The sequence below is a fragment of the Mesorhizobium sp. GbtcB19 genome, from assembly GCF_019091085.1.
Lineage (GTDB): Bacteria > Pseudomonadota > Alphaproteobacteria > Rhizobiales > Rhizobiaceae > Mesorhizobium.
In genome coordinates this window covers 711,555-724,981 of record NZ_JAGXJY010000001.1, presented here as the reverse complement: position 1 = coordinate 724,981, position 13,427 = coordinate 711,555, and the positions used below count along the sequence as shown (strand labels likewise).

Annotated in this window: 6 protein-coding genes; 5 read left to right on the top strand and 1 reads right to left on the bottom strand. The window is 64.2% G+C overall.

The window, feature by feature from the left end; translation table 11 throughout:
* Position 1: 1 nt before the first annotated feature.
* The 5 genes from KVT37_RS03415 (at position 2) to KVT37_RS03395 (ending at position 12,676) form a co-directional block, all read left to right on the top strand.
* Positions 2-6,055, top strand: a complete 6,054-nt coding sequence (locus KVT37_RS03415; RefSeq protein WP_217569624.1) for a translocation/assembly module TamB domain-containing protein — start codon at positions 2-4, stop codon at positions 6,053-6,055.
* Positions 6,056-6,284: 229 nt separating this feature from the next.
* On the top strand, positions 6,285-7,943 hold the full coding sequence (locus KVT37_RS03410; RefSeq protein WP_217569614.1) for an ABC transporter substrate-binding protein: 1,659 nt from the start codon (positions 6,285-6,287) through the stop codon (positions 7,941-7,943).
* A gap of 149 nt (positions 7,944-8,092) precedes the next feature.
* Entirely contained in the window at positions 8,093-9,127 is a 1,035-nt protein-coding gene (locus KVT37_RS03405) for an ABC transporter permease (protein WP_217569612.1), read from the top strand.
* 10 nt (positions 9,128-9,137) lie between these two features.
* Positions 9,138-10,295 (top strand): ABC transporter permease, encoded by a 1,158-nt coding sequence (locus tag KVT37_RS03400; protein WP_217569610.1) that lies wholly within the window; start codon positions 9,138-9,140, stop codon positions 10,293-10,295.
* 50 nt (positions 10,296-10,345) lie between these two features.
* Complete coding sequence (locus KVT37_RS03395) at positions 10,346-12,676, top strand: ABC transporter ATP-binding protein (protein WP_217569608.1); 2,331 nt, start codon at positions 10,346-10,348, stop codon at positions 12,674-12,676.
* A gap of 13 nt (positions 12,677-12,689) precedes the next feature.
* Here the strand turns inward: KVT37_RS03395 and KVT37_RS03390 are convergent, their stop codons facing one another.
* Positions 12,690-13,280 carry a transglycosylase SLT domain-containing protein gene (locus KVT37_RS03390; protein ID WP_217569606.1) on the bottom strand — a complete coding sequence of 197 codons (591 nt, stop codon included), beginning with the start codon at positions 13,278-13,280 and terminating at the stop codon, positions 12,690-12,692.
* Positions 13,281-13,427 lie beyond the last annotated feature (147 nt).

Genomic DNA, 13,427 nt, shown 5'->3' with positions numbered 1-13,427 from the left:
GATGAAGATCTTTTGGCGCATCCTCCGCATCTGCCTTTACACGCTGCTTCTTTTGCTGGTCGTGGCGATCGGCGCGCTTGTCGTTTTGACCGGCACCGAAGGCGGCCGCCAGAACCTCGCCAGCCTGATTTCGAGGATGGCTTCGAGCGAGGACCGCAAGGTGACGGTCAGCGGCATCGAAGGCATCTGGTCGGGTCAGCTTCGGGTCGACCACGTGGTATTGGAAGACCGTGCGGGCCCCTGGATGGTGGCGCGCAAGGTGGCGCTCGACTGGTCGCCGACGGCGCTGCTCTCCCGGAATTTCAACGCCGACCGCCTTGCCGCCGAGCGCATCGAGCTGGCGCGGCTGCCGCAGCCGAGCCAGCAGCCCTCGCAAGGCGGTTCGAGCAGCCTGCCGTTGTCGATCGACGTCAAAGCGATCGACCTGCCGGAGATCGCGCTCGGCCAGGAGCTTGCCGGCAGCGGTATTGCCGAACTGGCCGCCAAGGGCTCGCTCAAGGCCGATCCGTCGCCGCTGGCAGTCGAGAGCGTGCTCAACGTCAGCCGCCATGACGGCAAGCAAGGCAATGTCGACGCCAAAATCCATTTCGCGCCAACCGACAACAAGCTCGACCTCGATCTCAAGGCATCGGAGCCGGCCGGCGGCATCATCGCCAATTTGCTGAAGTTGCCGAACGCGCCGCCTGTCAACATCGTCGTGACCGGCAGCGGACCTCTAGCCAACTGGAGCGGCGTCGGCACCTTCATGGTTGATGGCCAGATCATCAGCCAGCTGACCGGCCGGCATCAGCTCACCGACAAGGGCCACCGTATCGAGGCCAAGGGCGACGGCCAGTTCGAAGATTTCCTGCCCGAGAAGATAAAGTCGCTGTTTGCCGGCAAGACGAGCTTCGATGTCGCTGGAACGGCGACCATTTCGGGCGGCGTTGATATCGAGCAAGCCACGATAGAGAGCGACTCCGTGCACGGCACCGCGACCGGCAATGTCGATCCGAAGGGCGCAAGCGACCTGGCCGTCGAGCTCTCCGCCAAGGACAAGCCGGTCACCATCGATGTCGGCAACAGCGCCGCGCCGATCCTGGTCGCGGTCGAAAAGGCAACGGCGCGTGTCTTCGGGGACGGCAAGGCACCGATGGTCGATATCGGCGCGTCCCTTACCTCGGTGGCCGTCGGCGGCACGCAGCTCAACAATGTGACGGGCACGATCCACTCGGACGGCTTCGACGTCGCGAACCGCAGCGGCCCGGTCAGCGTCAACCTCGCCGCCGCCGGCCTTAAGACCGATGTGGCGACGCTGGCGCCCATGGTGACCGGCAAGCTCTCGGCCGATCTTTCCGGCACGATCAGCCGCGAGAACGTGGCGATCGAGAAGGGCAATTTGCGCAGCGACGCGCTCAATGCCGCGCTGACGGCGGATGTGTCGCTCGCCGATCTGTCGATGACGCTGAAGATGAATGCCGACGCCGTCTCCAAGGCATTGCCGCCGCAGATCAGCTCGCTGCTCGGCGAGCGGGTGAGGTTTTCGGCGACCGCGACCCGCGATCCGCAGGGCGCGTTCGCCGCCAATTCGCTTGAACTCACCTCCGGCTCGCTGAGCGCCAGCGGCACCGGCAGCATGCAAGGAGCGGACATCCAGGCCAGCGTGAAGGGCACGTTGGGCGACGTCTCGCCGCTGTCGTCGCTCGCCGGCACACCGCTCGCCGGCGGGGTCAATTTCGCGCTGAGCGCAAGCGGTCCGCGCCTGGCGCCGGATTTCACGGTCTCAGCCGACAGCGCCAGCCTGACGGCGGCCGGCCGCACGGTGAAGGACATCAAGCTCTCGGCCAAGGGCAAGGCCGATGTCGCCAACCCGTCTGCCGAAATCTCGCTCACCGGCAGCGCCGAGGGGCAGGCGCTCGATATCGCGGCCTCGCTGGTGACGGCCGACGGCAAGCGGTCGATCAAGGGCCTGACCCTGGCGCTCGGCGACAACAAGGTCTCGGGCGATCTCGCGCTCGACGACAAGTTCCTGCCGCTCGGCACGCTGACGCTTGCCGTGCCCGATATCGGGCCGCTCGCGGCGCTGGCGGATCAGACGGCGACCGGCGACATCAACGGCACGATCGCCTTCGCCAAGGAGGGCGAGGCGCCGACCGTCACCATCAACGCGGCCAGCACCTCGATCGCGCGTGGCGATCTGGCGGCAAAAGCCATCACCGTCAACGCGCTGATCGCCAACTATCTGAGGGGGCCGGCGATCTCGGGTACGATCAAGGCCGATAGCGTGACGTCCGGCAGCACGGTCATCAGCGGCATCGGCATCGATTTGAAGCGCGACGGCGACTGGACCAATTTTACCGGCGGCGCCACCGCCTCCGGCATTCCGGCCACCGCCACCGGCCGCGTGAAGATCGCCAACGGCACGACCAGCGTGGAAATCGCTTCCGGCGAGGCGACGGTGCGTGGCATCAAGGCGGCCATCGCCGAGCCTTCCAGCCTTTCCATCGCCAATGGCGTGACCACAATCGAGAAGCTCGCGCTCAATCTCGGCGGCGGTTCGGCGACGGTTTCGGGCAGCGCCGGTCAGACCCTCGACCTGACGGCCAATCTCGCGAACCTGCCGGTGGCGCTGGCCAATGATTTCGTGCCTGGCCTCGACGGAGCCGGAACCGTGGAGGGCACGGCGCACGTGACGGGTCCTTCCTCCAATCCCGACATCCAGTTCGACGCCAAGGTGGCGGGCGCCGAGACCAGCCAGACACGCCAGGCGGGGCTCGGGCCGCTCGATCTCGATGCCGCCGGCACTTATACGCTTTCCGGCGGCGTGGCCCTGGACCACGCCACGCTTTCAGGTGACAAGATTTCAGGCAAGGCTGCCGGCACACTCAACCCCAACGGCGCCAGCGATTTCTCGCTCGACCTTACGTCGTCCGGACCCAGCCTGCCGCTGACGGTCGGCAGCGCCGAGAGCCCGGTCAAAGTCGAGGTCCAGTCGTTGTCGGCAAAGATGGCGGGCGAAAGCACGCAGGCGCGGCTTGATGTGTCCGCTATTCTACCCTCGATTGCCGCCAGCCAGGCGAAGGTGGATGGTCTCACCTTGGCGCTGCATTCGGACGCCTTCGACCTCAAGGGGCGAGCCGGCCCGGTTTCCGGCACGGTGTCGGTGGACAGGGTCGCCCTCGACAATCCGATGATCGCGCCGCTGATTGCCGGCAAGGTCACTGCCAACGTCAATGGCCGCCTGACGACCGATGCGGTCGCCGTCAACAGCGGCTCACTCAGAAGCGATGCGCTCAACAGCCAGGTCGCCGGCCGGATATCGCTGGGCGACGGCGCCGTCGACCTCAATATGACGGCCGATGTTGTGTCTTCCGCCCTGCCGGCGGCGGCGCGCGGCATGCTCGGTGAGACCGCGAAGCTGAGCGCCGCGCTGAAGCGCGATGCCAACGGCAATGTCAATGTCGACGGCTTGAAGCTCAATTCGGGCGCGCTCAGCGCCAACGGGCAGGCGAGCCTTGTTGACGGCAAGCTCGCCGCCGACATCAGGGGTGCGTTGAGCGACGTGTCGCTGCTGTCGAAAGACGCCAAGGGCGCCATCGCCTTTGCCCTGAACGCGCAAGGCCCGGTCACCGCGCCCGACCTGTCGATGACGGTGGACAGCGACCGGCTCCTGGTGGCGGCGCGCGAGATCACCGGGCTGAAGCTGACGGCTACCGGCAAGGCCGATGCCGCCAATCCAGCCGCCAATGTGCAGCTCACCGGCAATGTCGCCGGGCAAAACCTGCAAGGCAGCGCTGTGCTCGCCACCACCAATGGCAGCCGCGCGATCAACGGGCTTTTGCTGTCGCTCGGCCCGAACAAGATTTCGGGCGATCTGGCGCTCGACGATGCTTTCGTGCCGGTCGGCACGGTTTCGCTCGACCTGCCCGATATCGGACCGCTGGCCGCGCTCGCTTTGGAAAAGGCCGAGGGCAATGTGCGCGGCACGATCGCCTTCTCCAAGACCGCCAACGGCGCAGACGTCGTGGTCAAGGCGAACACCTCGGCCATCAAGCGCGGCGACCTCTCCGCCAAGAACGTCGCCATCGACGCGCAGATCACGAACTATATGGCAGCGCCCGTCATCGTCGGCACGGTGCGGGCCGAAAGCGTCACTTCCGGCGGCACCGCCGTCACCGGCATCGATGTCAATCTGAAGCGGGACGGCGACTGGACCGGCTTTTCGGGCGGCGCCACCGTCAAGAACATTCCGGCGAAGGCCGCCGGCCGGGTGAAGGTCGCCAACGGCACGACGACGATCCAGCTGTCGTCCGGCGAAGCGACCGTGCAGGGCATCAAGGCGGCGATCGCCCAGGCCTCGACGGTGACTATCGCCAACGGCGTGACGACGCTCGACCGGCTGGTGCTCAACCTTGGCGGCGGCACGGCGACGGTGACGGGCAAGGTCGCGCAGGCGCTCGACATCAACGCCAATCTGGCCAAGGTGCCGATCTCGCTCGCCAACAGTTTTTCGAAGGGGCTCGACGCGGCCGGCTCGATTTCGGGGACGGTCAAGGTGACCGGCGCGCCGGCGAACCCGTCGGTCGCCTTCAACATCGACGCTTCCGGTGTGCAGACCTCTCAAACGCGCGGGGCAGGGCTCGGCGGCATGAACGTGTCTTCGTCGGGAACCTTCGCCGGCAACAAGCTCGCCTTCGACGCCAATATCAGCGACGGCGCCGGCCTTGGCCTCAAAGGCGGCGGTTCGGTAACGACCGCTGGCACGCCGGCGCTGGTGCTCGACTTCAACGGCAAGGTGCCGTTCTCCTTCCTTGCCGCGAAACTTGCCGCGCAGGGGTTGGGGCTGACCGGAACGGCCAATGTCAACGTGCAAGTGCGCGGTCCGGCGTCGTCGCCGGTGATCGGCGGAACGGTCAACACTTCCGGCGCACGCCTGATCGACGCGCGTTCGGGCCTCGCGGTCAACGACATCGCGGCCGATGTTTCGATCGGCGGCGGCGCCGCCAGGATCACCCGCCTGACCGGAACGCTGTCGACGCGCGGCAGCCTGTCGGCGAGCGGCACGGTCGGCATCAATCCGGCGCAGGGTTTTCCGGCCGATCTCGCGATCAAGCTCACCGACGGCCGCTATACCGACGGCCGGGTGGTGACCGCCAATCTCGGCGGCGACCTGACCATCAAAGGACCGCTGGTTTCGGCGCCGGTGGTTGCCGGCACGATCAATCTGGCAAGAACGGTCATCACCGTCCCGGACAGGCTGCCGGCCTCGCTCTCGGAATTGGATGTGAAGCACAGGAACGCGCCGGCTGCCGTCCGGGCGCAGGACAAGGCGCTTCGGCCGGCGACGGCCAGCGGCAGCAGCAATGGCGGCAGCGGTCTTGCCCTCGATGTGACGGTCAACGCGCCCAACCAGATCTTCATCCAGGGCAGGGGCGTCGACGCCGAGCTTGGCGGCTCGCTGAAACTGACCGGCCCGGCCTCGTCGCCGCAGGCGATCGGCACCTTCACGCTGCAGCGCGGGCGGCTGACCATCCTGGCCAAGCGGCTGACCTTCACCGAGGGCACGATCGGGTTCCAGGGTTCGCTGGTGCCCTATCTCAACATGACGGCGACGACGACGACCAGCAGCGCGACGGTCACCATCGTGGTATCGGGCGAGGCGACCAATCCGAAGTTCACCTTCTCTTCCGTGCCGGCGCTGCCGCAGGACGAGGTGCTGGCGCAGCTCATCTTCGGTCAATCCATGTCCAAGCTGTCGCCGCTGCAGATCGCGCAGCTTGCGAGCGCCGCGGCGCAGCTGGCGGGTGTCGGCGGTTCGACCTCGCTGCTCGAGAACCTGCAAAACGCCATCGGCGTCGACGATCTCGACGTCACGACGGACGAGAAGGGCGGCACCGCCGTTTCGGCCGGCAAGTACCTCAACGACCGCACCTATGTGACCATCCAGAAGGGCGACAAGCCGGGCTCCGGCAAGGCGACCATCGACCTCAATGTCGGCCGCGGCGTGAAGCTGCGCGGCGAGGCCAATGACGCCGGCGAAGCAAAGGGCGGCGTCTTTTACGAACGCGAATACTGAGGCCGCGCCGCTCTTATCCTTATAAAATGTATTGATTTAATCGCCCGTGGCGATTTTTTCGGAAATCGCGTCGCGCTAGCAAATTTGCGTCAAGACTGTCGCTATCGCGCGAACCGGGTTGTACCCAAAGATGCACATTCCCTAACATGTTCCTGCCCCAAACCGTCTTTGACAACGCGGTCTGGATGCGGAATGTTAAAAGGCGGAAAGCCAACAATGGGAGTAAGTCATGGCAATCTATAAGAGCAATGGTGATCGCGTTCCGGATCACATCCTGAAAATGGCCGAAGACGCCAAATCGGGAGGGGTGGACCGCCGCGAATTTCTGGCTTTGGCCAGCGTCTTCGGCGCATCGACGGCAATGGCCTATGGTATGCTCGGCCTCGCCGATCCGACCCCGGCCAGGGCCGAGGACGTGCAGGGCAAGAAGGGCGGCGTCCTGAAGGTCGCGATGTCGGTCAAGGACCCGAAGGATCCGCGCACCGCCGACTGGTCCGAAATCTCCAATGCCGAGCGCCAGGCGCTCGAGCCGCTGGTGAAATACACCAAGGAATACACCTTCGCGCCGTATCTGCTGGCGAGCTGGGACATCAATGACGACGCCACCGAATACACGCTGCATGTGCGGCCGGGCGTCGAATGGAACAATGGCGACAAGTTCACCGCCGACGACGTGGTCAACAATTTCACGCGCTGGGCCGACAAGGCGGTGGAAGGCAATTCGATGCCAGGCCGCCTCGGCACGCTCGTCGACGAGAAGACCAAGAAGCTGCGCGACGGCGCCGTCGTCAAGGTCGACGACATGACGGTCAAGCTCAAGCTGACCAAGCCCGACATCGCCATCATCCCGAACCTGTGCGACTATCCGGCACTGGTCGTGCACAAGAGCTTCGACGAGAAGGGCGCCAACTTCAAGAACTGCCCGATCGGCACCGGTCCGTTCGAGCTGGTCTCGTACGACGTCGGCCAGAAGGTGGTCTACAAGCGCCGCACGACCGGCAAGTGGTGGCAGGGCGAAGCCTTCCTCGACGGCGTCGAGTTCATCGACTACGGCACCGATCCGGCTGCGACGGTCTCGGCTTTCGAGTCCGGCGAAGTCCAGACCAACCACGAAACGACCGCCGACTACATCAAGATCATCGCCGATGTCGGCGCTCCGGTATCGGAAGTCGTGACGGCGGCCACCGTGGTGTCGCGCTTCAACGTCACCAAGAAGCCCTATGACGACCAGAAGGTTCGTCAGGCGATGTTGCTTGCCGTCGACAACGCCACCGTGCTGCAACTCGGCTACGGCAATGCCGGCACGGCGGCCGAAAACCACCACGTCTCGCCGATCCATCCGGAATACGTCAAGCTGCCGGAGGTCAAGCGCGACATCGCCAAGGCCAAGCAGATGCTGACGGAAGCCGGCCAGATCGATTTCGAGCACGAGCTGATCAGCAACGACGAGGACTACCACAAGAACACCACGGACGCGATCGCCGCCCAGCTGCGCGAAGCCGGCATCAAGGTGAAGCGCACCGTGCTGCCGAGCTCGACCTTCTGGAACGACTGGACCAAGTATCCGTTCTCGGAAACCAACTGGAACATGCGTCCGCTGGGCATCCAGGTCATCGCCATCGCCTATCGCAGCGGCGAAGCCTGGAACGAGACGGCTTACGCCAACCCGGACTTCGACAAGAAGGTGAACGAGGCGCTCGGCATCGCCGATGCGGAGAAGCGCAAGGTTGTGATGAAGGACATCGAGCAGACGCTGCAGGATTCCGGCATCATCATCCAGCCCTACTGGCGCAAGCTCTACATCAACATCAAGCCCGAGGTGAAGAACCACTCGATGCACCCCACCTACGAGCACGACTTCGGCAAGGTCTGGCTCGATAAGGCGTGATCCATGACGCGATGAATATGAGGGGCGACAGCCCCTCGTATCTCAAGCTTCGTCACCGTTGCATGTCCTGCAGCGGTGGCGGGGCGTCATCAGGTTTCCGAAACAGGGTTGAACCTATCTGACCCCAACCCGGCCGGCAGGGGGTGCTCATGTTCTCATTCATCGCCAGACGCATCGGCACGATACTGCTCACGATGCTGTGCCTGACGCTGGTCGTTTTCTTCCTCGTCAATCTCGAGCCCAATCTGAAGAAGCTGGCGATCAGCCAGACCGAGATGCACACGCCCGCCGACCAGCTCGAAAGCTGGCTGGCCAATCACGGCTACCGGCAGAACTTCTTCGCCCGCTACGGCCAGTGGCTGGGGGTGTTGCCGAAGCATCCGATCACCGATCCGGCGACCGGCAAGACGACGCAACGCTTCTCTTTCTGCAACGATCCGACCGAGCCGACATTCTCCGGCGTGCTGCAGGGCGATTTCGGCTGCTCGACCAAGTTCAAGACGACGGTCGGGGCGAAGCTGTTTCCGGCCCTCGGCGCCACCGGATTGCTGATGTTCTGGGTGCTGGCGGTGATGGTGCCGATCTCGCTGCTGATCGGTATCCTGGCCGGCATGCGCGAAGGCTCGCGCACGGACCGCACGCTCTCGGTCGCCTCGATCGCGTCGACGGCGACGCCTGAATATGTGTCGGGCGTGATCTTCACCGTCATCTTCGCTTCCTGGCTCGGCTGGCTGAACGGCTCGGCCGCCTCCGCCAGCCAGGGCATCACCTTCTACAATTTCACGCTGCCGGTGATCACGCTGGCGATCTACGGCATCGGCTATATCGCGCGCATGACGCGCGCCTCGATGGTCGAGGTGATGACGCAGCAATATATCCGTACCGCCCGGCTGAAGGGACTGTCCTTCGGCAGCGTGGTGGTCAAGCACGCACTGCGCAACGCGCTGATCGCGCCGTTCACCGTCATCATGCTGCAGTTCCCGTGGCTGCTCACCGGCGTCGTCATCGTCGAGGTGATGTTCCGCTACCAAGGCTTTGGCTACACGCTGGTCGAAGCCGCCGGCAACAACGACATCGACCTCCTGCTCGGATGCTCGCTGGTCTCGGTGTTCATCGTGCTGATCACCCAGCTCATCTCGGATGTCGGCTACGCGTTCCTCAATCCGCGCATCAGGGTTCAATAGGGGCAGGCCGATGCAGATCGAATATATCAACGCCTTCGATGTCGTTATCGGCGTGCTCTGGCGCTTCTGGCCGGTATGGGCCGCGCTCATCCTGGTGATGGGCGCCAGCTTCACCTACAAGAAGCGGCTGGGCCTCTACGGCCAGCTCTTCGACAGCGGCGTCGGCATCGCCGGCGTCTTCATCTGCCTGTTCTGGCTGTTCACGGCGATCTTCGCCTCGACCATCTCGCCCTTCGATCCGCTGGCCCAGGTCTCGGTAATGAAGGACACGCTGCCCGGGGCGATCGAGCCGGCGTCGAAGCTGGTCTACTATTTCGGCGGCGACAAACTGGCGCGCGACGTGTTCTCGCGCATGGTCTATGGCAGCCAGATCGTGCTGATCATCGCGCCCGCCGCCACCGGCTTCGCGCTGATGGTCGGCATCACGCTCGGCCTGCCGGCCGGCTATTACGGCGGCAAGATCGACACGCTGCTGTCGTTCCTTGCCAATCTGGTGCTCGCCTTCCCGGTGATCCTGCTGTTCTACCTGCTGGTGACGCCGGGCATCATGGATACGCCCATCCCCTATGCGATGGCGGGGCTGTTCTTCCTGTTTCCGATCATCTTCTTCTGCGTGCTGTTCTGGACCCGCTACAAGAACCGGCCGGACCGGCTCTATATCCTGCTCGGCATCACGCTCGTCGTCGGCGGCTGGATCTATACCGGCCTGGTCTTCGACAAGGATCCGTTCAAGATCGTGCACATCGATCCCAACCAGCTCAACATCTTCGTGGCGGTGGTGTTCGCCTCCAGCCCCGGCGTGTTCCGCATCGTGCGCGGGCTGACCATGGACATCAAGACGCGCGACTATGTGGCGGCGGCGCAGACGCGCGGCGAATCGCCCTGGTACATCATGCTTTGGGAGATCCTGCCCAATGCGCGCGGTCCGCTGATCGTCGACGCCTGCCTGCGCATCGGCTACACGACGATCCTGCTCGGAACGCTCGGCTATTTCGGCCTCGGCCTTGCCCCGGAAAGCCCCGACTGGGGCACCGCGATCAAGGACGCCAGCCGCCTCTTGCGCTCCTTCATCCACCCGGCGCTGCCGCCGACGATCGCGCTGATGTCGTTCGTGCTGGGGCTGAATCTTTTGGCGGATTCGCTGCGTGAGCAATCGATGAAGGATTGATGGCGGGGCCTGCGGCCCCATCTTCTAAAGATCAGGGATTGGAGCGACCCATGAACGAGGCAGTTCGAGATCCAGCCAAGGCGACCGGTCAGCCGATCATCGAGATCGAGAACCTGTCGATCTCCTTCTTCACCCGCAAGGGCGAGATCCCGGCCGTGATGGATTTTTCCTGCACGGTCATGCCCGGCGAGGCCATGGGCATCGTCGGCGAATCCGGCTGCGGCAAGTCGACGGTTTCGCTCGGCATCATGCGCGACCTCTCCAACATCGGGAAGATCGTCGGCGGCAAGATCAAGTTCCAGGGCAAGGACATGGGCGAGCTCTCCGAGGAGGAGCTGCGCGCCATTCGCGGCAACAAGATCGCCATGATCTACCAGGAGCCGATGGCAAGCCTCAATCCGGCGATGAAGATCGGCCAGCAACTGATGGAAGTGCCGCTGATCCACGACAAGGTGTCGAAGGAAGAGGCCTACAATCGCGCGCTGGAGATGGTGCGGTCGGTGAAGTTGCCCGACCCCGAGCGCATGATGCGCTCCTATCCGCACCAGCTTTCCGGCGGCCAGCAGCAGCGCATCGTCATCGCCATGGCGCTCTTGTCCAAGCCGGCGCTGCTTCTGCTCGATGAGCCGACCACCGCGCTCGACGTCACCGTCGAGGCCGGCATCGTCGAGCTGGTCAAGGGGCTGGGCGAGAAGTTCGGCACCTCGATGATCTTCGTGTCGCACAATCTGGGTCTCATCCTGGAGACCTGCGACAAGATCACGGTGATGTATTCGGGCGAGGCGGTCGAGACCGGCAAGATAGAGGACGTGTTCGACCGGATGCGCCACCCTTATACGCAAGGCCTGTTCCGCTCGATCCCGCTGCCTGGCGCCGACAAGAACTCGCGGCCGCTGATCTCGATCCCCGGACAGTTGCCGCTGCCGCACGAGCGGCCGAAGGGCTGCAATTTCGGGCCGCGCTGCCACCATTTCGTCGAAGGCGTTTGCAACGCCGCCGAAATCCCGATGGTTCCGGTCGACGGCCATGAGGGGCATTTCTCGCGCTGCGTGCGCTTCAACGAGATCGACTGGGAGGCGCTGCCACCCGGCGCCAAGAAGGTCAACGAAAAGGTCGAGCCCGGCGCGCCGGTGTTGAAGATCCAGGACCTCAAGAAATACTACAAGGTCGGCGGCAGCGAGGTGTTCGGCTCCAGCGAGGGCCGCGTCGTCAAGGCCAACGAGACGATCTCGTTCACCGCACGCGAATCCGAGACGGTGGCGATCGTCGGCGAGTCCGGCTGCGGAAAGTCGACGCTGGCCAAGGTGCTGCTGGGGCTGGAGACCGCGAGCTCCGGCACGGTGACTTTAGCCAACAAGGAAATCCAGTCGACGGGCATCGAGAGCCGCGGCGTCGACACGGTGTCGTCGATCCAGATGGTGTTCCAGAATCCGTTCGACACGCTGAACCCCAGCCACACGGTCGGCTCGCAGATCATCCGCACGCTGGAAAAGTTCAATGTCGGCAAGACGGTCGCCGAGCGGCGCCAGCGCATGCTGGAACTGCTCGACCTGGTGAAGCTGCCGCGCGCCTTCGAAACCCGCAAGCCGCGCCAGCTGTCGGGTGGCCAGAAGCAGCGCATCGGCGTGGCGCGCGCCTTTGCCGGCGATGCCAAGGTGGTGGTGGCCGACGAGCCGGTCTCGGCGCTCGACGTCTCGGTGCAGGCGGCGGTGACCGAGCTGCTGATGGACATCCAGCGCAAGAACAAGACGACGATGCTGTTCATCAGCCACGACCTGTCGGTGGTGCGCTACATCGCCGACCGCGTCGTCGTGATGTATCTCGGCTATATCGTCGAGCAGGGCACGACCGACCAGATTTTTTCGCCGCCTTACCATCCCTACACCGAGGCGCTGCTGTCAGCGATCCCGATCGCCGACACCAGCGTGGTCAAGAAGCACATCGTGCTGGAAGGCGACATCCCGTCGGCCATGAACCCGCCGACCGGCTGCCCGTTCCAGACGCGCTGCGGCTACAAGAAGCTGGTGCCGGACAATCTGTGCGAGACGAAGGTGCCGCCGGTGAAGAATCTCGGCGACGGCCATATGAGCCTGTGCTGGCTTTCGGACGAGGTGCTGGCCAAGATGGAGCCGGTGATCAAGTTCGACAAGGAGCACGCGGCGCATGAAGGCGTGCCGGACGACGCGCACGGCACCGGGCCGGGTTTGACCGGAACGGCGCCCAACCGGCCGCGTGGCAAAACGGGCAGCGCGGAAGCCGACCAGATCGGGGATGCCGTAGAGCAAGGCGAGGCCGGCATGCGGGCTCGCCGCCACGCAGTCCGTGACGAGGTTTCCGAAACCGGTGTTAAAAAGCCGAAAGATACGACAAGGCGGCACTAAACCCGGCTGGGTATCAGTTGCCGCACTGCCGTAACTGCGCGGCGTAGTCCTGCGCCATCTTGTCGGTGGCGCGCGCATAGTTCTGCACGCCGCCGTCGCCGCGATTGCCGCGGCTATAGGCGGTCCAGCCGAGATAATAGGCCAGATAGAGATTGTAGGTGTCGTTGCGGGCAACGCCGAAGGTGTCAGCGGTCTTGGAATGGTACCAGCCGACGAAGTCGACGGCGTCGGAGAATTTCGTGCGGCGTGCCGTCCAGTTGCCGGTCTCGCTTTGATATTGCGACCAGGTGCCGTCGAGCGCCTGCGAATAACCTGTGGCGCTCGAGACATGCGTCCACGGGATGAAGCCGAGCAGCTTGGTGCGCGGCGGGCGGGCATTGCTCTTGAAGCCGGATTCCTTGCGCACCGTCGCCATCAGCACGGGAACGGGAATGCCGTATTTCTGCTCGGTGCGTTCGGCGGCGGACTGCCAGTTGTCGAACCAGCCGTCATTCTGGTCGAAGACGGCGCAGACATTGTTGATGTGGCTGGGCGCCGTCGCGCAGGCCGAAAGCGCCAGCAGCACGGAGACAGTGACAATTTTACTAAAACTCGACCTACGCATGGGAAGACGAATAGGCCGAAATCATAAAAGGAGTCTTGCGCGGTTCCTTAACGCGGGCGTGGGAGGCGTGAAAAACCGATTGTCGATATTACGACCATTCGTGTCGCCATTCTTTTCTTCAATCTCGAAAAATGCCGCTTAGGCTAA

Coding starts and splice junctions, on each gene's coding strand:
- KVT37_RS03410 (WP_217569614.1), top strand. CDS start 6,285: ATGGCAATCTATAAGAGCAATGGTGATCGCGTTCCGGATCACATCCTG.
- KVT37_RS03415 (WP_217569624.1), top strand. CDS start 2: ATGAAGATCTTTTGGCGCATCCTCCGCATCTGCCTTTACACGCTGCTT.
- KVT37_RS03400 (WP_217569610.1), top strand. CDS start 9,138: ATGCAGATCGAATATATCAACGCCTTCGATGTCGTTATCGGCGTGCTC.
- KVT37_RS03390 (WP_217569606.1), bottom strand. CDS start 13,280: ATGCGTAGGTCGAGTTTTAGTAAAATTGTCACTGTCTCCGTGCTGCTG.
- KVT37_RS03405 (WP_217569612.1), top strand. CDS start 8,093: ATGTTCTCATTCATCGCCAGACGCATCGGCACGATACTGCTCACGATG.
- KVT37_RS03395 (WP_217569608.1), top strand. CDS start 10,346: ATGAACGAGGCAGTTCGAGATCCAGCCAAGGCGACCGGTCAGCCGATC.